Annotated in this window: 17 protein-coding genes; 15 read left to right on the forward strand and 2 right to left on the reverse strand. The window is 52.2% G+C overall.

The annotated features are described in order from the left end of the window. Positions 1 to 145: 145 nt before the first annotated feature. The 7 genes from aspA to ACVA53_RS18770 all read left to right on the forward strand — a co-directional run bounded on the left by aspA (position 146) and on the right by ACVA53_RS18770 (position 9,490). On the forward strand, positions 146 to 1,609 hold the full coding sequence (gene aspA, locus ACVA53_RS18740; protein WP_255043403.1) for an aspartate ammonia-lyase: 1,464 nt from the start codon (positions 146 to 148) through the stop codon (positions 1,607 to 1,609). Positions 1,610 to 1,715: 106 nt separating this feature from the next. Further along, positions 1,716 to 3,023, forward strand: coding sequence for an anaerobic C4-dicarboxylate transporter (locus ACVA53_RS18745; protein WP_255043402.1), 1,308 nt, complete (start codon positions 1,716 to 1,718; stop codon positions 3,021 to 3,023). Positions 3,024 to 3,460: 437 nt separating this feature from the next. After that, entirely contained in the window at positions 3,461 to 4,393 is a 933-nt protein-coding gene (locus tag ACVA53_RS18750; RefSeq protein WP_446505917.1) for a LysR family transcriptional regulator, read from the forward strand. A gap of 167 nt (positions 4,394 to 4,560) precedes the next feature. Next, entirely contained in the window at positions 4,561 to 6,426 is a 1,866-nt protein-coding gene (locus tag ACVA53_RS18755) for a protein-disulfide reductase DsbD (RefSeq protein ID WP_446505918.1), read from the forward strand. Positions 6,427 to 6,664: 238 nt separating this feature from the next. After that, positions 6,665 to 7,300 carry a response regulator transcription factor gene (locus tag ACVA53_RS18760; protein WP_446505925.1) on the forward strand — a complete coding sequence of 212 codons (636 nt, stop codon included), beginning with the start codon at positions 6,665 to 6,667 and terminating at the stop codon, positions 7,298 to 7,300. A 208-nt stretch (positions 7,301 to 7,508) separates the two neighbouring features. Then, complete coding sequence (locus ACVA53_RS18765; RefSeq protein WP_446505919.1) at positions 7,509 to 7,775, forward strand: DUF4212 domain-containing protein; 267 nt, start codon at positions 7,509 to 7,511, stop codon at positions 7,773 to 7,775. Between the two features lie 11 nt (positions 7,776 to 7,786). Beyond that, positions 7,787 to 9,490 carry a sodium:solute symporter family protein gene (locus ACVA53_RS18770; protein WP_255043398.1) on the forward strand — a complete coding sequence of 568 codons (1,704 nt, stop codon included), beginning with the start codon at positions 7,787 to 7,789 and terminating at the stop codon, positions 9,488 to 9,490. A gap of 111 nt (positions 9,491 to 9,601) precedes the next feature. On the opposite strand, the gene ACVA53_RS18775 is transcribed toward ACVA53_RS18770, so the two are convergent. Continuing rightward, positions 9,602 to 13,069, reverse strand: coding sequence for a hybrid sensor histidine kinase/response regulator (locus ACVA53_RS18775; protein WP_446505920.1), 3,468 nt, complete (start codon positions 13,067 to 13,069; stop codon positions 9,602 to 9,604). Positions 13,070 to 13,209: 140 nt separating this feature from the next. Beyond that, complete coding sequence (locus ACVA53_RS18780) at positions 13,210 to 14,394, reverse strand: 3-phenylpropionate MFS transporter (protein WP_446505921.1); 1,185 nt, start codon at positions 14,392 to 14,394, stop codon at positions 13,210 to 13,212. Between the two features lie 229 nt (positions 14,395 to 14,623). On the opposite strand from ACVA53_RS18780, the gene ACVA53_RS18785 reads away from it, so the two are divergent. From ACVA53_RS18785 to panF, 8 genes are all read left to right on the forward strand, one after another. Then, positions 14,624 to 16,426: a putative nucleotidyltransferase substrate binding domain-containing protein gene (locus ACVA53_RS18785; protein WP_255043395.1), complete on the forward strand. Its 1,803-nt coding sequence runs from the start codon at positions 14,624 to 14,626 to the stop codon at positions 16,424 to 16,426. A 24-nt stretch (positions 16,427 to 16,450) separates the two neighbouring features. Further along, positions 16,451 to 17,074: a 3'-5' exonuclease gene (locus tag ACVA53_RS18790; protein ID WP_446505926.1), complete on the forward strand. Its 624-nt coding sequence runs from the start codon at positions 16,451 to 16,453 to the stop codon at positions 17,072 to 17,074. 267 nt (positions 17,075 to 17,341) lie between these two features. Continuing rightward, positions 17,342 to 19,291: an acetate--CoA ligase gene (gene acs, locus ACVA53_RS18795; protein ID WP_255043394.1), complete on the forward strand. Its 1,950-nt coding sequence runs from the start codon at positions 17,342 to 17,344 to the stop codon at positions 19,289 to 19,291. 349 nt (positions 19,292 to 19,640) lie between these two features. Continuing rightward, positions 19,641 to 20,096, forward strand: coding sequence for a type II 3-dehydroquinate dehydratase (gene aroQ, locus ACVA53_RS18800; protein WP_107350990.1), 456 nt, complete (start codon positions 19,641 to 19,643; stop codon positions 20,094 to 20,096). 19 nt (positions 20,097 to 20,115) lie between these two features. After that, entirely contained in the window at positions 20,116 to 20,565 is a 450-nt protein-coding gene (accB, locus tag ACVA53_RS18805) for an acetyl-CoA carboxylase biotin carboxyl carrier protein (RefSeq protein WP_255043393.1), read from the forward strand. 12 nt (positions 20,566 to 20,577) lie between these two features. Beyond that, the gene (gene accC / locus ACVA53_RS18810) at positions 20,578 to 21,921 is read left to right on the forward strand and encodes an acetyl-CoA carboxylase biotin carboxylase subunit (protein WP_255043392.1); all 1,344 of its coding nucleotides are present in this window, start codon (positions 20,578 to 20,580) and stop codon (positions 21,919 to 21,921) included. 188 nt (positions 21,922 to 22,109) lie between these two features. Beyond that, positions 22,110 to 22,391 carry a YhdT family protein gene (locus ACVA53_RS18815; RefSeq protein WP_255043422.1) on the forward strand — a complete coding sequence of 94 codons (282 nt, stop codon included), beginning with the start codon at positions 22,110 to 22,112 and terminating at the stop codon, positions 22,389 to 22,391. Then, positions 22,384 to 23,841 carry a sodium/pantothenate symporter gene (panF, locus tag ACVA53_RS18820; RefSeq protein WP_446505927.1) on the forward strand — a complete coding sequence of 486 codons (1,458 nt, stop codon included), beginning with the start codon at positions 22,384 to 22,386 and terminating at the stop codon, positions 23,839 to 23,841. Before ACVA53_RS18815 ends, panF begins: the two co-directional genes overlap by 8 nt. Positions 23,842 to 23,916 lie beyond the last annotated feature (75 nt).

The following is a 23,916-nucleotide window of genomic DNA, read 5'->3' on the forward strand; positions in this document are numbered from 1 at the left end:
TTACCCCTAAAGGGGAGTATTATCGGCAGCAGACAATAGGTGTCAGGTACGATCATCTAGCCAAACTCTCTGCGGAATGGACTCTAAGGTTTCAGAATTGGCTCAATATTTGAATTTAATTAGCAGATTCCACTAAGGCTACGTCATGTCTCAGATGATTGATCTAGAAAAAAATGAAGCAATGGTAAACAACGTTGCAACTCGTATCGAAGAAGATCTACTAGGCGAACGCCAAGTTCCAGCCGACGCTTACTGGGGTATCCACACCCTACGTGCAGTAGAAAATTTCAATATCTCTAAAACTACAATCTCTGACGTTCCAGAGTTCGTTCGCGGTATGGTTTTCACCAAGAAAGCTGCTGCAATGGCGAACAAAGAACTGGGCGTTATCCCATCAGAGGTTGGTGAATACATCATTCAAGCATGTGATGCGATCCTTGATACAGGTAAGTGCATGGATCAGTTCCCGTCAGATGTATACCAAGGCGGTGCCGGCACGTCGGTAAACATGAACACCAACGAAGTTATTGCAAACCTTGCTCTTGAGCTTATGGGCAAAGAAAAAGGCGAGTACGACATCGTTAACCCGAATGACCACGTCAACAAGTCGCAGTCGACTAACTGTGCGTACCCTACCGGTTTCCGCGTAGCGGTATACAACAGCATCATGAGCATGCTGGAAGCACTTGAGTACCTCAAAGGTGCTTTCGATGCGAAAGACAAAGAATTCGCCTCTGTACTGAAAATGGGCCGTACCCAGCTTCAGGACGCAGTACCAATGACTGTTGGCCAAGAATTCCACGCGTTCGGCGTACTTATCAAAGAAGAAATCAAGAATCTTCACTACACCGCTCAGCTGCTTCTAGAAGTAAACCTAGGCGCAACGGCAATCGGTACTGGCCTGAACGCAGCCACTGGTTACCAGGAACTTGCGGTACAGCGCCTAGCTGAAGTAACTGGCCTACCTTGTGTACCAGCGGAAGACCTAATCGAAGCAACCTCTGACTGCGGTGCTTACGTAATGATTCACGGTGCACTTAAGCGTACCGCCGTTAAGCTATCTAAGATCTGTAACGACCTGCGCCTTCTATCTTCAGGTCCTCGTGCTGGTCTTAACGAGCTAAACCTTCCAGAAATGCAAGCTGGTTCTTCTATCATGCCAGCTAAAGTAAACCCAGTTATCCCAGAAGTGGTTAACCAGGTTTGCTTCAAAGTTATCGGTAACGATACAACAATCACTTTCGCGGCAGAAGCCGGTCAGCTTCAGCTGAACGTGATGGAGCCAGTGATCGGTCAGGCACTGTTCGAGTCTATCGACATCCTGAAGAATGCATGTATCAACCTACGTGACAAGTGCATCGACGGTATCACTGTCAACAAAGAAGTATGTGAGTACTTCGTGTTCAACTCTATCGGTATCGTTACTTACCTAAACCCATTCATTGGCCACCACGAAGGTGACATTGTTGGTAAGATTTGTGCTGAAACAGGTAAGAGTGTCCGTGAAGTTGTTCTAGAGCGTGGTCTTCTAACTGAAGAGCAACTAGACGACATCTTCTCGGTACAGAACCTAATGCACCCAGAATACAAGGCTAAGCGTTACAACTAAGTTGTGAACACTAAACAGCCCGGCGGATTTTCAGGATGAGGGTCCGCCTTTTTTTGCTACAGATTTCCCCCTTTTATATTTTTTAACTTTAAGACAGGACAATCATATGGTTGGTGTAGAACTATTAGTCGTTCTCGCGTTCATTTTCTTGGGCGCTCGAATTGGTGGTATTGGTATTGGTCTGGCAGGTGGTGCCGGTGTTATCGTACTTTCTTTGATATTGGGCATGCCAACAAGCCAAAGCTATATCCCAATTGACGTAATCCTTATTATCATGTCTGTTATCACTGCGATTGCTGCTATGCAGGTTGCCGGTGGTATGGATTGGCTGGTTGAACTCGCCGAAAACTTCCTGCGAAAGAACCCGAAACGTATTACGTTCTACGCACCTATCGTGACATACCTGATGACCCTAATGGCAGGTACTGGCCACACGGCGTTCTCAACGCTTCCAGTTATCGCAGAAGTAGCCAAAGAGCAGGGTATCCGACCTTCACGTCCGCTATCTATCGCTGTTGTTGCTTCTCAAATCGCGATCACCGCATCGCCTATCTCCGCAGCGGTTGTCTTCTTCTCTGGCATTCTTGAACCGCTCGGAGTGGGCTACCTAACCCTGTTGGCAGTCTGTATTCCAACCACCTTCATTGCATGTATGGTTGGTGCATTCGTTGCTAACTTCCTAGGCTGTGAGCTAAAAGACGATCCTGTTTACCAGGATCGCCTAGAAAAAGGCCTAATCAAACTTCAAGGTTCAACTAAGCGTGAGATCCCTGCAACAGCGAAGAAAGCGACCTTTATCTTCCTAGCCGCTATCTTGATCGTTGTTGCTTATGCAGCGGCTATTTCTGGCTCTGTTGGCCTGATTGAAAACCCTGCACTAGGCCGTAACGAAGCTATCATGACCTTCATGCTGGCAGCTGCGGCGGCTATCGTATTCACTACCGGTATCGATGCTGCGAAAATCCCAGCCGCTCCAACATTCCGCTCTGGTATGACTGCGTGTGTGTGTGTACTCGGTGTCGCATGGCTTGGTTCTACGTTCGTTAACGGTCACGTTGACGGCATCAAAGAAGTGGCTGGCTCACTACTGAGCGACTACCCATGGATGCTGGCACTGGTGTTGTTCTTTGCTTCTATGCTGCTGTACTCACAGGGCGCAACCACTACCGCTCTGATGCCTGCGGCATTGGCTATCGGTGTTGCACCGCTAACAGCAATTGCTTCTTTCGCAGCAGTAAGTGCGCTGTTCGTACTACCAACTTACCCAACGCTACTTGCAGCGGTTGAGATGGATGACACAGGTTCAACCCGTATCGGTAACCTAGTCTTCAACCACCCATTCTTCATTCCAGGAGTGGTAACTATCAGTACTTCTGTCGCCCTTGGCTTCGTATTCGGTGGCATCATCCTGTAATTCAGGACATTTGCTTCCTATTAAGGTCGCCTTCGGGCGGCCTTTTTTATTGCTAGAGGCTAGAGGCATTGTGAGCACCCACCCACAACAATCAAAAAAACAAATGAATTTAGTCAGGAAGTATATGGTTTAGGCGCACGAAAATAACTCGGTTTTGACAACCAAGAGAAGCGAAAATATAGGATATGAAAAGTATGGTTCAGGATTCGAACCGAGAAGAAAGGTTACAATAGAAATTTAATGTCTCCGCCCCATCCTAGGGCGAAGACAGAGAACAAATACGGATTCCCGACGTATTAGCTCATTCCGGCGGTAACGTCAATCCCAACATCCCGACCGGATTCATGTCTCTTTTTGCTACAGAGCAGACCAAGACAGGAAAGTCTGCCCCCTAATAATAGTCATTGAGGCGACTTGGTAATAGAGGTAAAAGCGTTATGCAGAGATGCAAAAATGGTATGAAGTTAGATGACCTGCGCACCCTGATTGCGATTGCCCAACATGGAAGTTTCAGAGCAGCCGCCAGTGCGTTAGATATTCCACCCACCACCCTTAGTCGGAGGCTGCAGCGGTTGGAAGATACCCTCGGTAGCCAGCTGGTGATCCGGGATAGCCGTAATGTTTCCCTGACCCCGCTAGGTAGAAACTATTTCGAACGTTGCCAGCCATTGCTGACCCAACTGGAAACGGCAACCGCTGAGCTACACGACAGTAGCCACAGCGAACCACGGGGGGCATTGCGGATTTCTGCCCCGGTTGGCCTACTGACTTACCGCTTGATGCCGTTGTTTAATCAGTTTCTCGCGCTATACCCAGAGATCAGCCTGTCGTTGACTCACCTGTCCAACCAGCACCATGACTACAGCCCCGAGCAGTATGATGTAGTCTTTCGTGTTGGCCAGCAGCCTGACTCCAGTTTTGCCGCCGCCAATATCGGTGCATCTCAGCGGGTATTGGTTGCTAGTCCTGACTACCTCACAGGTCATGGCTCGCCCATTCACCCCGACGAAATCAACGAACATGCCCGCTTGGCCAGTGTTCCTGAGTTTGAGTGGGCACTAACTAACAAAATGGATAGCCAAGAGACTATCTGGATCAATTCACCGGTCAAAATGGCTATCGCTGATCTCAACAGCATCAAGCAAGCAACCATCGAAGGGCTGGGGATCGCCTGCCTGCCAAACTATGTGGTTGCCGATGCCCTTGCTACTGGCCAGCTCTCATCGATGATGGACAACTGGTACTCGCCGCCACGGCCGATTTATATGCTCTACCAGCGCCTGGGGTATGTCCCTGCTCATATCCAGATCTTCACTGATTTCATGCGTGATGCGCTCGATAATGGCAACCAAACAATAAAAGCCAAGTGAAACCAAACACTGATTAACTCGGTCTGACAGAGTATAGTTATACCAATTGCACTAAAAATTTTATGTAATTGGTATTAGTCCATGGCGCACGATTTCGCTGCGCCAAACTAGCTGTTCTTTCCCTGCCGCCACTTTTGGCAGGGCAACTCATAGACGAGCCAGATTTAATGACACTATTACAAATACTTCAGTGTGCAACAGGCCAATTCGCATTACGGCGAACCCTGTCCCTGCTTGCCATACTCAGCCTGCTGGTTATCAGCCTGCCCGCTTCCGCCTTGAAGCTACCGGGCTTCAACAGCCCTTCCAATACGTTCGTGGCAGTTGATGAAGCCTTCAGTTTCAACTTTACCCAGCAGGGCGAACAGGTCTTTCTCGACTGGCAGATCAAGCCCGGTTATTACCTCTACCAGCACCAGCTTTCGGTGAGCTCCGAGTCAGCCACTCTGGGTAATGTCAACATACCTGCCGGCAAATCCTACCAAGATGAATTTTTCGGTGAGGTCAATATCTATACCGAGCCGCTGACCCTGACAGTGCCTATTGTTGAAGCCGCCAACAGCGATATGCTGATCGTACGCTACCAAGGCTGTGCCGAGGCGGGTTTTTGCTACCCACCGGAAATCCGCCAGATCCCTCTCAGTGCAGTCATGGTAGCTACCAATGCCGCACTACCAACGACAGGCAGTCAACCAGTACAACCAACGGATACTCAAAGCAATGTGAGTACATACTCACAAAAGACACTCGAAAGCAGCATTCCAGCCTCTGAGCAAGACAAACTGGCGAGCGATCTGGCCGAGCAATGGTGGACCCCGCTTGTTTTCCTCGCACTGGGGATCGGATTGGCCTTCACCCCCTGCGTGCTGCCGATGTACCCCATTTTAAGCGGCATTGTGCTGGGTAACGGCCAGCTCAGCCATGGTCGGGCTTTCCGCCTTGCCTTTATCTATGTGCAGGGAATGGCCCTGACCTATACCCTGCTCGGGTTGGTCGTCGCTTCCGCCGGGATGCAATTCCAGGCCGCCTTGCAGCACCCTTATATTCTCATTGGCCTGAGTATCCTGTTTGTCGCGTTGGCACTATCGATGTTCGGTGTCTACACCTTGCAATTGCCAAGTGGTTTCCAGACCTGGCTCAACGGCCTGAGTAACAAGCAACAGGGTGGCAGTAGTGGTGGTGTGTTTGCTATGGGGGCGATCTCCGGACTGGTGTGCTCGCCATGCACCACGGCTCCCTTATCCGGAGCACTGATCTATGTCGCCCAGAGCGGTGACTTGCTGACCGGTGCCGTGGCACTCTATGCCTTGGCGATCGGCATGGGGATCCCGCTGATTTTAGCGGCTATGTTCGGCAATAAGCTGCTGCCCAAAGCAGGCAGCTGGATGAACCACGTCAAAGCCTTGTTCGGCTTTGTCCTACTGGCCGTGCCGCTGTTCTTGCTTGAGCGTATCTTGCCTGCACACCTGATGCCTTACCTGTGGTCACTGCTCGGTATTGCCGCCTTTGGTTGGCTTTACCATGTCAAAAATACCCTTGCGGTGTCATGGCGCAGCAGTGCCTTGGCGGTGGTGGCAATTGTCGGACTGTTTATCTCGGTTCAACCGCTCTATCCGTTGTTGACCGGCTCCACCGCCCAACACACTACCGAACAAGCAACCCGTGTCGAGTTCAAGCGCGTCAGCAGTATCGATGACCTGACTCTGGCACTGGAAGAGGCCAAGGCACTGCAATTACCAGTAATGCTGGATTTCTACGCCGACTGGTGCGTGGCCTGCAAGGAGTTCGAGAAATACACTTTCCACGATCCAGCCGTCGCCAAGCAACTCGGCAATTTCGTTCTGCTTCAGGCTGATGTCACCCAGAGCTCACCAACTGATATCGAACTGCTGCAAGCAATGGACGTACTCGGCCTGCCGACGTTAGACTTCTGGGACAGCAGTGGTAACCGGATGGAAGGCGCACGGCTGACCGGCTTTATGAAATCGGAACCGTTTCTAGCCCATTTGGCCAATCATCAACTGATCCGTTAAGCCTCTATCGCGGCAACTCGGCGCGTCGATTTCCAACCCGGAAGGCGCGCCATTGCCCCGCTCTTTTCTGGTCACTGTCATTGCTCGCCCCCCACCGCTTTCATGCTCACGCGGTTACCCAACAGATTACACAATAGGAACACGCTGGTCTGATCCAGTTCAGATCTTGAGTGTTAACAAATTGATCTACTCCCAAGGCAGTGATAGCGTTATTAAAAACAACAATAATGTGATTGCCATGGACGCTCAGTACACAATAGTGATTGCCGATGACCACCCGCTGTTCCGTAATGCACTGTTTCAGTCCGTGCATATGGCAATCAGTGGGGCCAACCTGCTTGAAGCCGATTCGCTAGATAGCTTGCTTACCTTGCTCGACAAAGAGGACGATGTCGACTTACTGCTACTCGATCTCAAAATGCCCGGCGCCAACGGAATGTCTGGATTGATCCAGCTCCGCAGACAATACCCCGATTTACCGATAGTCGTTATTTCCGCCAGCGAAGAAACCAGCGTGATCCGCCAGGTACGCAGCCACGGGGCGTTTGGTTTTATTCCCAAGTCCAGCGATATGCGAGCGCTGATCAGCTCGCTCAACCAAGTCCTTGACGGTGAGCCGGTGTACCCGGAAGGACTGGGGGAAGGCAATGATCAACTCACAGAGCTGACCGATAGGATCGCCGCCCTCACCCCCCAGCAATATAAGGTCTTGGGGATGCTGTCCGATGGCCTACTCAACAAGCAAATTGCCTACGAACTCAATGTGTCAGAGGCCACCATCAAGGCACATATGACCGCTATTTTCCGCAAGTTAGGAGTGAAGAACCGTACCCAGGCAGTCATCCTGCTCCAGCAAATGGATATCAATCCGTAATATTTTATTTTCCTGTTAGACTTTTGGCTAACGTAACATTTCCACAACATCCTCAATTTCCGCCTGACTTCACAAAATCGCTGCTGAGCCAGCGATTTTGCCGTTTTTCCCTCGACTAAAGTTGCACTGCTTCCTTAACCATTCATTGCTATTGTCATTGCGTAACATTTTATTAACGTGATTTATGACGACGTGAAAGGAGATAACAATGGCGTTTGAATCCAAGGAAATGGCGCAAGCCTACTGGAAAGAGAACCTCGCAACGATGGGCTCCTTATTGGCCATCTGGTTTGCGGTGTCTTATGGCGCAGGCATTCTATTTGTCGAAGCCCTTAATGCGGTTCAATTCGGAGGCTTCAAGCTCGGGTTTTGGTTCGCCCAACAAGGGTCTATATACACCTTTGTCGCCTTAATCTTTATTTACGTTGTGCGTATGAACGCGCTCGACAAAAAATATAACGTACAGGAAGACTAGAGGTTTAGAGCATGGAAATTCAAACGTGGACGTTTATTCTCGTCGGTATCACATTCGCCCTGTATATCGGTATTGCTATCTGGGCTCGTGCCGGATCAACCAGTGAATTCTATGTCGCCGGGGGCGGTGTTCACCCAGTCGCGAATGGTATGGCGACAGCCGCTGACTGGATGTCAGCAGCATCATTTATCTCTATGGCGGGTATCATCTCATTCGTGGGTTATGACGGTGCGGTTTACCTGATGGGTTGGACTGGGGGCTATGTCCTTCTGGCACTGTGTTTAGCACCTTACCTACGTAAGTTCGGTCAGTTTACCGTGCCTGATTTTATCGGTGAGCGCTACTACTCCAAAACGGCCCGTATGGTCGCGGTATTCTGTGCCATCTTCGTCTCATTTACCTATGTTGCCGGTCAGATGCGTGGGGTCGGCGTAGTCTTCTCACGCTTCCTTGAAGTCGATATCAATCTCGGTATCATCATTGGTATGGGTATTGTGTTCTTCTACGCCGTACTGGGTGGCATGAAAGGCATCACTTATACGCAGGTTGCTCAATTCTGTGTGCTCATTTTCGCTTTTCTTGTACCAGCTATCTTCACATCAATCATGATGACAGGTAACCCACTTCCACAAATTGGTATGGGGTCGACCATCTCAGGCACGGACGTTTACCTGTTGGATAAATTGGACGGGTTAACCGAAGAGCTCGGGTTTACCGCCTATACCGAGGGTAACAAGAGCATGGTCGATGTGTTCTTCATCTGTGCGGCTCTAATGGTCGGTACAGCCGGTCTGCCACACGTCATCATTCGCTTCTTCACCGTACCCAAAGTACGTGATGCGCGTATCTCGGCAGGTTGGGCACTACTGTTCATCTCATTGCTTTACACCACAGCACCCGGTGTTGCCGCGTTTGCGCGAGTCAACATGATTGAGACTATCAACGGTCCTGACATGCAGGGTGTCGCTGCGGCAGATGCACCAAGCTGGTACAGAAACTGGGAAAGCACCGGCCTAGTCGGCTGGGAAGATAAGAACGGCGATGGCAAAATGTTCTACTCGGGCGATGAGCGCAACGAGATGAAGATTAACCGTGACATCATCGTACTGGCGTCTCCTGAGCTAGCAAAACTGCCAAACTGGGTGGTAGCACTTCTTGCCGCTGGTGGCCTAGCAGCAGCACTATCAACAGCTGCGGGTCTACTCTTGGTAATCTCTACGTCTATTTCGCATGACCTACTGAAGAAAGGCTTCAGGCCAAACATGACCGACAAGCAAGAGTTATTAGCCGCTCGTTTAGCCGCGATGGTCGCGATTGTTGGCGCCGGCTACTTGGGTATCAACCCACCAGGCTTCGTGGCGCAGGTTGTCGCATTTGCCTTCGGCTTAGCTGCAGCGTCCTTCTTCCCAGCTATTATTCTGGGTATCTTCTACAAGAAGATGAACAAGGAAGGCGCAATTGCCGGTATGTTGACAGGTATCGCCTTCACAGCAAGCTACATCATCTACTTCAAGTTCATTAACCCAGCCGCAAGCACACCAGAAAACTGGTTGTTCGGTATCAGCCCTGAGGGCATCGGTACACTGGGTATGTGCCTTAATTTTGTTGTTTCCATTGTGGTCAACAAGTTCACGGCTGAAGTACCAAAAGATGTACAGGACATGGTTGAGTCAATCCGTTACCCGAAAGGTGCGGGTGAAGCGCACGACCACTAACAGAAGCTCGCCCTAACGCGAATAAAACAACGCGAATACGCGACGCAAACCAAAACGGAGCCTTGATTGGCTCCGTTTCTTTTTCGGCCTTTGCCCAATACTCCCTGTGGCTTAACGGCTCCCGCTCACCTTTTGGTGCTGGTTAAGCAACGCCCTGAGCTTCAGTGGCTTGACCGGCTTGCTGATAAAGCTGAAGCCATGCCCTTCGATCATCGCCTTGGTCTGCTCGGTTCTGTCGGCACTGATCACCGCACCACGAAAGCACTTGCCGAGTTTCAGGGTGCATTGTTGCAATACCTGCAGCCCAGTTTCCCCATTGGTCAGGTGATAATCACTCAAGATAAAATCAGGCTGCCAGCCATCATCGAGCTGCTTCATCGCCGCGGTGACCGTTTCAGCCAAGCGAATTTCACACCCCCAGCGGGTCAGCAAGGTCTCCATGCCCAGTAATATATCCGGCTCATTATCGACACACAGTACTTTCAGATCAGCCAGTGGGGCAGGCGGCTTGCCGGCAAATATGGGTTTATCAACCGACGCCACCAAAATGCCTCGCCGCACCCCCAGGGAAAAGACCGTTCCCTTGCCCGGCCAAGATCGCAATGACAGGGAGTGATCCAGTACCCGGCTGATCCCGCGGGCAATCGCCAGTCCCAAACCGAGGCCATGATCGACACCGCTGCGTTCAATGCGGGTGAACTCATCGAAAATATGGGCCTGCTTTTCCTCGGGGATCCCGGGGCCGTTATCCCACACCTCAATCTGAAGTTGGCTACCACGGCGACGCACGCCCAGCACCACTTTACCTTGCGGATTATAGCGAAAGGCATTGGTCAAAAAGTTTTGTAACGCCCGGCGCAACAGTTTGGGATCAGACGTTATCACTGCATGGCAAGGAACCACTTTAAAGATAATACCCTGCTGTTGGGCCAAGGCACCAAATTCGGCAGCGAGGGTATCTAGCACCTCACTGATCCGGAACGCATGAACATTAACCTGTAATTTGCCCGACTCAAGTCGCGACACATCCAGCAAGTCACCAATCAAATCCTCCGCGGCACCCAACGCACTTTCAATATGGCGAGCCAGCTTGGCCGCTTCCGCCTCCTTGGCCACTTCCGCCAACGAGGACGAGAACAACCGTGCGGCATTGAGTGGCTGCATCAAGTCGTGACTGACCGCCGCCAAGAACCGGCCTTTGGAATGAGCCTGCAATTCAGCTTGCTGGGTAGCACTGACCAGCTGGCGGTTGAGACGTTCCAGTTCGCTGGTCCGTTGCCGTACCCGCTCTTCCAGGGTTTCATTAGCCTCTTTCAAGGCCTGCTCAGCATTCCGGAATTCGGTGATGTCGGTAAAACTCATCACAAACCCACCGCCGGGCATCGGGTTGCCCTGCACTTCAATCACCAGACCGTCAGGGCGGATCCGCGAAGAGGTGTGCGCGGTACCACGCTGGAGATGCTCGACCCGCTTGGCAACATGACCTTCAGGATCGCCCGGGCCGCATAATCCCTGCTCGGCATTATGGCGGATCACATCGGCAATCGGCCTGCCCACCTGGATCAATCCAGGCGGGAAGGTAAAGAGTTCGGTGTAGCGCTGATTCCAAGCCACCAACCTCAGCTGTTTGTCGACCACCGCAATTCCCTGACTGATGTGTTCAATCGCGCCTTGCAGCAGACCACGGCTGAAATCAAACAGCTCCGACGCCTCATCAACAATCGTAGCGACTTCTTCCAGTTGCATCTTGCGTCCCTGCAAGGCCGAAGTCAGCACCAAGCGGGCTGAAGACGCGCCGAAGACCCCAGCCAGCACCCGCTCGGTATGGCGGATCAATGTCGAGGGAGCCTGCTGCTGCGGCAACAGGGCTTCATGCCGCTGCTCACCAAACTGACGGAAGGCATAACGGATCCGCTTGCGGCCAACAAACCGGGCCGCCAACATCTCTAGCTCTGCCACTGTTACCCGGGTCTGATACACACTGCTGTCACCGCTTTCCGGTAGCGGGGCACCAACAAAGGACGCAGCCTGCAGACGCTCTGTCAGGGTAGAGCGCGTAAGTAAGGACACACTGACATAGAAGCCGATATTGACCAACAAGCTCAGCAACATCCCCCAATCGACACTGGACAATTTGCCGAGCAATGGCCAATTAGGCGGGGAAAGCAACCACAGCAGCACGTTGGTTTGCGCCGTACCAGCCAGCATATTGGTCTGCCCCATCATGGTAACGCCCCACACCGCGATCCCACCTAGCAAACCGGCATAGACCCCGTTACGGTTACCTTCCCGCCAGTAGATCCCACCAAGTAAGGCGGGTGCAAACTGGGCAATGGCCGCGAACGACAGCAAACCGATCGCCGAGAGTGATGGAATGTCACCAAGAACTTGGTAGAACCCCCACGACGCCAGCAACAGAAGCAGAATCAAGCCACGGCGGATATTGAGCAGCAGCCCTGAAAAGGCATGGTAGTTGCGGCCAGAAATGCGTAAACGCCGCAGTAACATCGGCAGCACCAGATCATTGGAGACCATAATGGCCAACGCAATAGTTGACACAATCACCATCCCACTGGCAGCAGAGGTGCCACCGAGGAAAGCCAACAAAGCTATTCCTTCCGCCCCATGCGTCAAAGGCAAATTAATCACGTAGGTATCAGCCGCAATATGGGGGAGCCACGCTTGGCCAGCCAGCGCCAGCGGAATGACAAAAATCCCCATCAACAGCAGGTAAATCGGGAATACCCAACGGGCCCGGTGTAGATCTTGCGCCCGTTCATTCTCAACCACTGTGGTATGGAACTGGCGCGGCAGACAAATGATCGCCGCCATAGTAAACAAAGTATGGATCAGCAGGCTGCCAATATGAGGGGTGGCCGGTTGGAGCAGTTCGCGACTGACTGCTTGCAAGTCAGGCGTATCGAACAACAATACCACCGCAAATATGCCAACCACCAAAAAGGCCACCAGCTTGATGATCGACTCAAATGCCACCGCCATCATCATTCCGCGGTGATGCTCAGTACTGTCAATATGGCGGGTACCGAACAACACGGTAAATATCGCCAGCGCCATCGTCACTACCCAGGCGGTATCGGTGGAACTCTTCCCGCCGAGACTCGCCATATCTTGGCCCAACCCCGGCGCGACCAACTCCAGCCCCATGGTGATCCCACGTAGTTGAAGGGCGATATACGGCAAGATCCCGACCACAGCAATCAAGGTAACCAATACCGCTAGTCCCTGTGATTTGCCATAACGGGCAGCAATAAAGTCAGCAATAGAAGTGATGTGTTCGCGTTTAGCGATCAAAATCAGTCTGGCCAGCACCCGCCAACAAAACGTAAACACCAAGATAGGGGCGATATAGATAGGTAGAAAGGACCAGATATTTTGACTGGCTTGACCCACCGTTCCGTAGAAGGTCCAAGAGGTGCAGTACACGGCAATCGACAGGCAATATATCCATGGTCGCCAGCGTGCCATCCACTGTTTTTTTCGGTCTCCGTACCAAGCTATCCAGAACAACAGCCCTAGGTAGGCCAATGTGACCGGCACGACAATCCATCCCTGTGCCATGTGTTATCTCCAACTGACTGATTATATCCAAATGATTTGAATATATTGTGAGCACCAGTGTAACCAAACCACTGGCACTCACCAATCAGCAGGATCACAGTTCTTGGCTGTAGCGTGCTACAACCAAGACTGTAGCCATATTATTTGCTCGCGGTGACCTCATCCTGTTGAGCAAACGGGCGGCGGGCATTTGGCTCAACCTTCATCAGCAGCGCCGGGATCCCCATCGCCGCCATCAACCAGAATATATTGGCACCCCACAGGCCATATAGCCAACCGCTCAAGGCGGTCATCAACGCCATGAAGGCCCCCATCGGCAACGCATTGTAAAGTGCCTGCAAGGCTACCATCTGGTTATTCTGGGCCTTTTGGATATAACGGATAGTCGCCAGATGGCAAGCCGCAAACGTCACACCATGCAAGGCTTGGGAGGCGACCAGCAAAGGTAGCTCGGTCATGCTGGCCGTGATCCCCCAGCGGATCATGACTCCGACCGCAGCCAAACGGAACATCCCCATGATCGACCAGCCAGCAAACAGCCGCTTACTCAAGGCAAACACTGCGACTTCCGCCACCACCGAGAAACTCCACAAGTAACTAATCACATCCTCGCTGTAACCGACCTCTTTCCAGTAAATCGCACTGAAGCTGTAATAGGCCGCATGGCTGCCTTGCAGCAAGGCGATAATGGCTAAGAAGCGAAGTACTTCAGGTGCACGCAATAGTTCCAGCAAGGCCGGCCGCGGTTGATCATGGCTGCCCGGATCGGATACCGGCAAAATGGTTGGCTGGCGCATCGCCAACAACAGCGCCCCCACCAAACCTGCCGCCGCCACCCAGGGGATCACCTCTGGGCTATATTTGGTCGCCAACAGACCCACCACGGTAGAGCCGGCAATAAAAGCAATCGAGCCCCACAGGCGAGTTCGACCATAGTCGAGGAGCCCTTCCTTGGCATAGTGGTTAGCCACCGCATCGGATAGCGGCACAATCGGCCCAACCATCATGTTGTAAGTAACCGTCATGATAGTAAGTGCCCACAAACTTTCACCACAATAGATATAGGCGATACAACTGATCAACGCCGCCAAAGCGAAACCGCGCAGGGCTGGAATAAGGTGTTCGACTTTGTGGATACGGGGAGTGATCACCAAATTGGCCAGACAGCGGACACCAAAGCCCAACCCCAGCAACAACCCGATATTGGAAGCACTGACCCCCAGATGCGCTAACCACAACGCCCAGAACGGAAGATAAACACCATAATTGAAGAAAAACCCCAGCAGATACTGCGAGGTCCAACCGTAAGGGCTGCTACGAAACATGCCTTGTCCTATCGTACTGAAAAAACCAGGCGCTATTATGCCCCCAATAGAACATAGCCCCAATGAAATTATCCGCCCTTTTTCCTTCCCCATTTCTCTTTGCGTGTGACATGTCCCCCCTCCCCCTAAAGCTGGGCCACAGATTGGCGATAGTAGACTAAAGTCGTCTGGAGCTTTTGCGCCATCAGGCAGACACTGAATACAGTGCCTATCGATCCGGAGAGCCGCCATGTCTGACAGCTTTGATACCTCCCTCCCTCCCTTTGATCGCCTGAGCGGCGAGCAACAGCGGCGTCTGGTCGGCTCCCTGGATGTCGCCTATTACCGCCACGGTGATATCCTGATCGAAGCAGGAAAACCCAGCGAGCAACTGTACATCATCATTAAAGGCAGTGTAGAAGAGAGTGCCGCCGACGGCAGTGAGATCTATGCTCATTACACCAGTGACGATCTGTTCGATGTTCGATCGCAGCTCGAATCCTCCAGCCGCCACCGTTACACCGCGCTTGAGGACACCTTATGTTATCTGGTACCCAAGCAGCTATTTCTTGATCTCTACCGTGGCAACAGCCAGTTTGCAGCCTATTTTGACTCCAGCTTGGCCCGCCGCCAGCAATTGCTGGAAGAGGCCCAGCGCCAACAGAATTTAGCCGAGTTCATTCTCACCCGGGTCGATGACAGCAATATCCAACCCTGCCTGATCCTGCCCCGCAATTGTGATTTGCATGCCGCTACTGTGAAATTGCAGCAGCAAGGCATGGATGCCGCCTTGGTCGAGGCCGGAGACAACCAGCCCTATGGCATTATTACCCGTACCAACCTGCTCCATGCGGTGATGCTCGATAACCGGCCAGCTTCAACGCCAGTCGGCGAGGTCGCCACTAGCCCAGTGATCAGTGTCAGCAAGGGGGACTATCTGTTCAATGCCATGCTGTCGATGACCCGCCACAAGGTCAAACGAGTATCGGTCACCGACGGTACGCAATTGGTCGGGATGCTGGATCTGACCCAGGTACTGAGCCTATTTTCCACTCATTCCCATGTGCTGACCTTACGCATTGCCCGCGCCACCACGGTTGAAGAATTATCACTGGCCGCCAGCAGCCAATCTCGGCTTGTGGCGACGCTGTTCAACAACGGTATCCATACCCGCTTTGTGATGGAACTGATCGCGGCAGTCAATGAACAAATTATCGAGAAAGCCTTTCGCTTGATTGTCCCCCAAGCAATGCAGAACCACTGCTGCTTCGTGGTGATGGGATCGGAGGGCCGTGGCGAACAAATTCTCAAGACCGATCAGGACAACGCCCTGATCATCGAAGACGGTGTCAACTGGCCGGGACTGAGCGACACCATGGAAGCCCTAACTCACACCCTGCATCAACTGGGCTATCCACTGTGCCCGGGGAAAGTGATGGTTAATAATTCCAAATGGGTCAAGCACCAAAGTGAGTGGTTACACACCCTCAAAGAGTTCGCCCGCAAAGGAACAGAGAATGAAATGATGGATATGGCGATCCTCGCAGACAGCCATGCGGTAGCTGGAAACCACGAACTGCTCGCCCCTATCAAACAACAGCTCCACAAACAAATGGCTGAGCAGGAATTATTACTAACCACCTTTACCCGGCCAGCTCTGCGCTTTAGCGTTCCCCTTTCGTTGTTCGGCAAATTGAAAGCCGGCAAGGACGGACTCGATATTAAGCGCGGAGGCATATTCCCCATCATCCACGGTGTACGGGCACTGGCACTGGAGCACGGTATCGAGGACAACAACACCTTCATCCGATTGGAACAATTGGCCCAGCGCCAAGTACTAGAAAAGGACACCGCATCCAACCTCAGCGAAGCGCTGAAGCTGTTCATTAAATTGCGGCTGCGCCAGCAATTAGATCTCCCTGCCGGCGGTTTGCAGCAGCACCTCAATGTCGAACGGCTCAACCGCACTGACCGCGATCTGCTGCGCCACAGTTTGCACGTGGTGAAAAAATTCAAGGAATGGCTCGGGTATCACTACCAGATCCGCGATTAATACCAGCCAAGGAGCAACCCGATGATCAATACCCTAAAACGCTGGTGGTACCGCCATAAATTTAAGGACAGCGAGTTTCACGACTTGTTTTCCCGCTACCGGGGAACGGAACTGGTATCGCTCGACTGTGAGACCACCAGCCTTGATCCGCAAAGTGCAGAGCTGGTCACCATTGCCGCCACCTGTATCCAAGACAACCGGATCCTGACCAGCCAATCAATCCACCTGACATTGCGCGCACCGGCCAGTCTCGATGCCGGATCGGTCGCTATCCACCGAATCCGCCACCAAGATCTCAACCAAGGGCTGGAAGAAGTAGAGGCGCTGGAAAAATTGCTGGCCTTTATCGGCAATCGGCCTCTAGTCGGCTACCATATTCGCTATGACAAAACGATCCTCGATCGCTATTTCCACCGTCACTTCGGATTTCCTCTGCCAAACCAAACCGTCGAGGTCAGCCATCTCTACCACGAACAGCTTGAACGCCAGCTGCCCAATGCCTATTTCGACCTCAGCCTCGAGGCGATCAGCCGCCACCTCGACCTTCCGGTGCCGCCACGCCACGATGCCCTGCAAGATGCCATTGCCGCAGCGATGATCTACGTTCGGCTAAAGCATGGCGACCTGCCTCACCCGATTGCTCGCTAGGCACCAATGAAAACTGAAGAAAATAGACCATTCAATACCTTACAGAGTTTTTTTATTACGCTTTATTATTAACGATAAAGCGCAAAATTTTGACTGCAACAGCACTGCAAGACAAACCATTGCCCCGCATTTTCCCCGCTATCATCCTAAAGTCTAATTGAGACCTGCCGCGATCTGTCGGAAGTTAGTACGACGCAAGCAGAACACACCTGCATACAGAATAGTCCGGTCCAGTAAGGACAAAAACGGAACATCAAGGAGAATAGGATGAGCGAAGTTCACGTGTATCCAGTAAATCAGGACATTGCCGCTAACGCACACATTACTGATGAGCAATACCGCGAGATGTATCAGCAATCAGTCATTAACCCAGAGGGGTTCTGGCGTGAGCACGGCCAGATTGTCGATTGGATCACCCCTTTTTCCAAAGTAAAGAGCACATCTTTCGATACTGGCCATGTCAGCATTAACTGGTTTGAAGACGGTGAACTTAATGTCTCAGCAAACTGCCTTGACCGTCACCTTGCAACACGAGGCAATCAGCCTGCGATTATTTGGGAAGGCGACGACCCAACGGACGATGCCACACTGACTTATAACGAGCTTTATGAAGAAGTTTGTAAATTTGCCAATGCACTAAAAAGCCAAGGAGTACGTAAAGGTGATGTTGTGTGCCTGTACATGCCAATGGTTGCTGAAGCTGCAGTCGCCATGTTGGCCTGTACTCGAATCGGGGCCGTTCACACCATCGTCTTTGGTGGCTTCTCTCCGGAGGCACTGGCAGGCCGTATTATTGACTCTAACGCCAAAGTGGTTGTAACCGCTGACGAAGGTGTCCGTGCTGGTCGCGCGGTTCCTTTGAAAAAGAACGTGGATGATGCCCTTGCAAATCCTAACGTCACCTGCGTCGAAAAAGTGCTGGTACTAAAGCGTACTGGTGGCAATGTTGAATGGGATAGCGAACGTGACGTCTGGTGGCACGATGCAACAGCTGTTGCTTCAAGCCATTGCGAACCAGAGGCAATGAATGCAGAAGATCCTCTTTTTATTCTTTATACCTCAGGGTCAACAGGTAAACCTAAAGGTGTGCTGCATACCACGGGGGGATATTTGGTCTACGCGACCATGACATTCAAACATGTTTTTGATTACCAAGAAGGTGAGGTGTACTGGTGTACCGCCGATGTTGGCTGGATCACTGGCCACAGCTACTTGGTTTATGGACCACTCGCAAACGGCGCCACTACCCTGCTATTTGAAGGTGTACCCAACTACCCATCAACCAGCCGCATGAGCGAGGTGGTTGATAAGCACCAAGTTAATATCCTTTATACCGCTCCAACCGCCATCCGCGCTTTAATGGCGAAAGGCGATGAGGCAGTAGCAGGAACAAGCCGTAGCTCATTGCGCATCATGGGTTCAGTCGGTGAACCAATTAACCCAGAAGCGTGGGAATGGTATCACCGCACCATTGGCGACAGCCGCTGTCCAATCGTGGATACTTGGTGGCAAACAGAAACCGGTGGCATTTTAATCACCCCACTACCTGGTGCGACAGCCTTGAAACCCGGCTCTGCTACTCGTCCATTCTTTGGTGTACAACCAGCCATCGTTGATAACATGGGCAATATTCTCGACGGCGCAACAGAAGGCAACCTCGTGATGGTCGACTCTTGGCCGGGGCAGATGCGAACCCTATGGGGCGATCACGAGCGCTTCGAGCAAACCTATTTCTCCACCTTCAAAGGCATGTACTTTACCGGTGACGGTGCCCGCCGCGATGAAGATGGCTACTACTGGATCACCGGTCGTGTCGATGACGTGCTGAATATTTCCGGCCACCGTATGGGGACAGCCGAAATTGAATCAGCCCTCGTCGCATTCGATAAAATTGCTGAAGCCGCTATCGTTGGTGTTCCTCACGATATTAAAGGCCAGGCTATCTATGCGTATATCACGCTCAATGATGGCGAGATCCCAAGTGCCGAACTGCACAAAGAAGTAAAAAATTGGGTACGTAAAGAAATCGGCCCGATTGCCACACCAGACTTCTTGCACTGGACAGAGGCTCTACCGAAAACCCGCTCAGGCAAAATCATGCGCCGCATCTTACGTAAGATTGCCACTGGCGATACTGCGACACTGGGTGATACATCAACCCTTGCCGATCCAAGTGTGGTTGAGAAGCTGATCGCAGAAAAACAAAAAATACTATAAACCCTCACGGGTCGATAAAAAGCCGCCCAAGTCCTGCTTGGGCGGCTTTTTTGATCCAGTGCTAAAAGTTACAATTCCGGCGCCACAGACTATTGTCTATAGCGTGCAGGTCACGCATAGTGCTAGTGACTCAATTTCCCATTCTCAGCTCCCGATCGCCAAACAGTGCACATATGCACTAAGAAAATGTGGTGATTAGACCAGTATTTTGCTGCGATTTGCTGCGAATTCTCTATAATTGCACATCAAGCATGTTTTGGCAGACAACAACGGAACACAGGGAAGCAACTTTTTAGCTTTTTTCACGTTGCTAGAGTAAAACCTCAAATACAAGTGATATAACGTCAAGATGTCGACCGTTCAACGAATTTTACTGATCAATGGCCCGAACCTGAACCTACTGGGTTTACGCGAGCCGGGACATTATGGCCAGCAGTCTCTGGCCCAGATAGTGACGCACTTAACTGCCAAAGCGACCGAGTTAGGCGTGACGCTAGACCATATCCAATCGAACGCGGAATACGAGATCATCGATGCGATCCACCAAGCCCATGGCACGGTCGATTTCATCCTGATCAATCCAGCTGCTTTTACCCACACCAGTGTCGCTATCCGTGATGCACTCTTGGGGGTCAGCATCCCGTTCATTGAAATACACCTGTCTAATGTTCATGCCCGGGAACCATTCCGCCATCACTCCTACCTGTCAGACAAAGCTGTCGGGGTGATCTGCGGGCTAGGCCCAGATGGTTATGAATTCGCCCTGCAAGCTGCGGTACGCCGCCTGCAAGCAGACGCCAACTGAACAAATAAGAGAAAGATAAATGGATATTCGTAAAATCAAAAAACTGATTGAGCTAGTTGAAGAGTCAGGTATTGCTGAGCTGGAAATTTCTGAAGGTGAAGAGTCTGTACGCATCAGTCGTGCAACCGTGCCAGCACAAGTTCTTGCAGCACCTATCGCAGCTCCAGTTGCTGCCCCTGTCGCTCCGGCTGCAGCACCAGTAGCCGAGGCCCCAACAGCACCTGCAACGCCTGCTGGCCACCAGGTTCTATCGCCAATGGTAGGTAGCTTCTACCGTGCGCCGAGTCCTGATGCGAAACCATTTGTTGAAATCGGTCAGACTGTCAATGCCGGTGATACTCTATGTATCGTCGAAGCAATGAAGATGATGAACCAGATCGAATCTGATAAAGCCGGTACTGTAGTAGCAATCCTGGCAGAAGACGGTGATGCCGTTGAATTTGACCAGCCGCTAGTTATCATCGAGTAACCGGGGCCTCTTATGCTAGATAAAATTGTTATTGCCAACCGAGGCGAGATTGCACTGCGTATCCTGCGTGCATGTAAAGAGCTCGGTATCAAGACGGTTGCGGTGCACTCCACTGCAGACCGCGATCTCAAGCACGTATTACTGGCTGACGAATCGATCTGTATTGGTCCTGCCAAGAGTACAGAGAGCTACCTGAACATCCCTCGCATCATCAGTGCCGCGGAAATTACCGGCTCGGTGGCTATCCACCCAGGCTATGGCTTCCTGTCTGAAAATGCGGACTTTGCCGAGCAAGTAGAGCGTTCAGGCTTCATTTTCGTTGGCCCAAAAGCAGACACCATCCGTCTGATGGGCGACAAAGTGTCAGCAATCACCTCGATGAAAAAAGCCGGCGTTCCTTGTGTTCCTGGTTCTGACGGTCCACTCGATGACGACGCAGCCAAGAATAAAGCCTTTGCCAAGCGCATCGGCTACCCGGTGATCATCAAGGCATCGGGCGGCGGTGGTGGCCGAGGTATGCGTGTCGTTCGCAGTGAACCTGATCTGATCGAAGCGATCGCGATGACCCGTGCCGAAGCGAAAGCAGCCTTCAGTAACGATATGGTTTACATGGAAAAATTCCTGGAAAACCCACGCCATATCGAAGTGCAGGTTTTGGCCGATGGTCAGGGTGGTGCAATCCATCTGGGCGAGCGTGACTGTTCAATGCAGCGTCGCCACCAGAAAGTAGTAGAAGAAGCCCCAGCCCCGGGTATCACCGAGGAAATGCGTAAGTACATCGGTGAACGCTGTACCCGTGCTTGTATCGAAATCGGCTACCGCGGTGCCGGTACGTTCGAATTCCTGTATGAGAATGGCGAGTTCTATTTCATCGAAATGAACACCCGTATCCAGGTTGAGCACCCAGTGACCGAGATGGTAACCGGTATCGACCTGATCAAAGAGCAGCTACGCATTGCCGCAGGCCAGCCGCTGTCCTTCACTCAGGACGATATCAAGATCAAAGGCCATGCGGTTGAGTGCCGTATCAACGCCGAGGATCCAGAGCGCTTCCTTCCTTGCCCTGGCAAAATCGCCCGCTTTCATGCTCCAGGTGGTATGGGGGTTCGTTGGGAATCGCACATCTACAGCGGCTACACCGTGCCGCCTTACTACGATTCAATGATCGGTAAGCTGATCACCTTTGGTGAGAACCGCGACGTGGCCATTGCCCGCATGAAGAATGCCCTGGGCGAGATGATTATCGATGGTATCAAGACCAATGTTCCACTGCAGCAGGAAATCATGGCTGACGAGAACTTCCAGCACGGTGGTGCCAATATCCACTACCTCGAGAAGAAACTCGGTCTCCAGTAAGGTTGACACCTTCAAGTAAAAAAGCTGCTTCGGCAGCTTTTTTTATCTCTATATTATGCAATTTCACTCCCTTCCTAGCGCTCCCTGCTAAGTTTTGCCACAATACCCCCCCTAAATTTGTATGAAGAATGAGCGTGGCGCCCGCCGTCATCCGCTCCTTTACCCGCACCTCAACCGGAAACAACACCATGAAAACGCTGTCTGCGCGCTATCGCCAGGCCCACAAAGAAGCCAAATGGGCTGTCGGCCTGGCCTTGGCCTACTTCGCCTGGTGGTATTTCTCGGCCTATGCCTTCGCCCCGGCCGGCATAGACGAAGCCCTGCCGACCCTGTACTGGGGGTTTCCCCTATGGTTTTTACTGGCCTGCATTATTGGCCCCATTCTGTTCACTGTGCTCTGTGGCCTAATGGTGAAATATATCTACCGCGACATGTCGCTCGAGATCGAACCGGAGGCCAATGATGAATAGCCAACTGTTGATCCCGCTCGTGCTGTATCTGATGGCCGTATTCGGTCTGGCGATTTATACCCGGCGCCACCGTGGTAATGGCAACGGCTTCCTCAATGAGTATCTGGTCGGCAACCGCAGCATGGGCGGTTTCGTGCTGGCCATGACCCTTGCCGCCACCTATGCCAGCGCCAGCTCGTTTATCGGCGGACCGGGCGCCGCCTATAAAATGGGCCTCGGCTGGGTATTGCTGGCCATGATCCAGCTACCGGCAGCATGGCTGACCCTTGGGGTCCTAGGCAAAAAATTTGCCATCGAAGCTCGTCGCCACAACGCGCTGACGCTAAACGATATTCTCTACGCCCGTTATAAAAACCGCGGCGTGGTGATCTTTGCCTCATTGGCACTGCTACTGGCCTTCTTCGGTACTATGGTGGTGCAATTTGTCGGCGGCGCACGCCTGCTGCAAACCGTAACAGGGCTGTCTTACCAACACGGACTGATCCTGTTTGCCACGACGGTCGGCCTCTACACCACGATTGGTGGCTTCCGCGCTGTAGTCATGACCGATACCGTCCAGGGGATCATGATGATCATCGGTACGATTGCCCTGCTGATCGGTATCGTCCATGCTGGCGGTAGCATCGGCGAGATGATGGGGGAACTGCACCGCATCGACCCTGCACTGGTCACCCCATTCGGCCCGGACAACTTCCTCAACCAACCTTTCATGCTCAGTTTCTGGGTGCTGGTGTGTTTCGGGGTCATTGGCCTCCCCCATGCCGCAGTACGTTGCATGTCCTATAAGTCAACCGGTTCATTGCACCGAGGCATGGTGATCAGCACCGCCATGGTGGCCTTCCTGATGCTCGGTATGCACTTGGCCGGCGCGCTGGGCCGTGCCATCGTGCCGGATATTGCCAGCCCGGATCAGATCATGCCGACCTTGATGATGACTGTACTGCCTCCCGTGATCGCTGGCGTGTTCCTTGCCGGGCCGATGGCGGCCATTATGTCGACCATCGACTCCCAGCTGATCCAGGCCTCTGCAACACTGCTCAAGGACTTGTACCTCAACTACATCAACCCCAAAGCCGCTCAAGGGCCGGAGGCTGAAAGCCGCCTGCCGAAACTGTCGCTTTGGGTGACGGGTATTTTCTCGCTGTTAGTCTTCGTCGCAGCGACTAACCCACCGGATATGATCATCTGGCTCAACCTGCTGGCCTTTGGCGGCATGCAGGCGGTGTTCCTGTGGCCGTTGGTGCTTGGCCTGTACTGGAAAAAGGCATCAGCCACCGGCGCCTTTGCCTCTATGGTCAGCGGACTGGCCTGTTATATCGCCTTATCGCTACTCAAGCCCGATTTAGGCGGTATCCATGCCATCGTACCAACCTTGGTCATAGGTCTTGTCACCTTCGTCTTGGGGAGCCTTGCTCGGCCGGTTCCACAGCAGACCCTCCAACAGGTTTAAAGCGCCTTCAGATAGCACCTTCGGGTGCTATCTTTTTTTAAACTGTCTAAAAATCATGCTAGACTCCGCATCCTT

This window comes from Photobacterium sp. DNB23_23_1 (assembly GCF_052873815.1).

Bases quoted from the DNA above. Each gene is read 5' to 3' on its own strand.
- aspA (WP_255043403.1), top strand. From the start codon at position 146: ATGTCTCAGATGATTGATCTAGAAAAAAATGAAGCAATGGTAAACAAC.
- ACVA53_RS18745 (WP_255043402.1), top strand. From the start codon at position 1,716: ATGGTTGGTGTAGAACTATTAGTCGTTCTCGCGTTCATTTTCTTGGGC.
- ACVA53_RS18750 (WP_446505917.1), top strand. From the start codon at position 3,461: ATGCAGAGATGCAAAAATGGTATGAAGTTAGATGACCTGCGCACCCTG.
- ACVA53_RS18755 (WP_446505918.1), top strand. From the start codon at position 4,561: ATGACACTATTACAAATACTTCAGTGTGCAACAGGCCAATTCGCATTA.
- ACVA53_RS18760 (WP_446505925.1), top strand. From the start codon at position 6,665: ATGGACGCTCAGTACACAATAGTGATTGCCGATGACCACCCGCTGTTC.
- ACVA53_RS18765 (WP_446505919.1), top strand. From the start codon at position 7,509: ATGGCGTTTGAATCCAAGGAAATGGCGCAAGCCTACTGGAAAGAGAAC.
- ACVA53_RS18770 (WP_255043398.1), top strand. From the start codon at position 7,787: ATGGAAATTCAAACGTGGACGTTTATTCTCGTCGGTATCACATTCGCC.
- ACVA53_RS18775 (WP_446505920.1), bottom strand. From the start codon at position 13,069: ATGGCACAGGGATGGATTGTCGTGCCGGTCACATTGGCCTACCTAGGG.
- ACVA53_RS18780 (WP_446505921.1), bottom strand. From the start codon at position 14,394: ATGTTTCGTAGCAGCCCTTACGGTTGGACCTCGCAGTATCTGCTGGGG.
- ACVA53_RS18785 (WP_255043395.1), top strand. From the start codon at position 14,624: ATGTCTGACAGCTTTGATACCTCCCTCCCTCCCTTTGATCGCCTGAGC.
- acs (WP_255043394.1), top strand. From the start codon at position 17,342: ATGAGCGAAGTTCACGTGTATCCAGTAAATCAGGACATTGCCGCTAAC.
- aroQ (WP_107350990.1), top strand. From the start codon at position 19,641: ATGTCGACCGTTCAACGAATTTTACTGATCAATGGCCCGAACCTGAAC.
- accB (WP_255043393.1), top strand. From the start codon at position 20,116: ATGGATATTCGTAAAATCAAAAAACTGATTGAGCTAGTTGAAGAGTCA.
- accC (WP_255043392.1), top strand. From the start codon at position 20,578: ATGCTAGATAAAATTGTTATTGCCAACCGAGGCGAGATTGCACTGCGT.
- ACVA53_RS18815 (WP_255043422.1), top strand. From the start codon at position 22,110: ATGAAAACGCTGTCTGCGCGCTATCGCCAGGCCCACAAAGAAGCCAAA.
- panF (WP_446505927.1), top strand. From the start codon at position 22,384: ATGAATAGCCAACTGTTGATCCCGCTCGTGCTGTATCTGATGGCCGTA.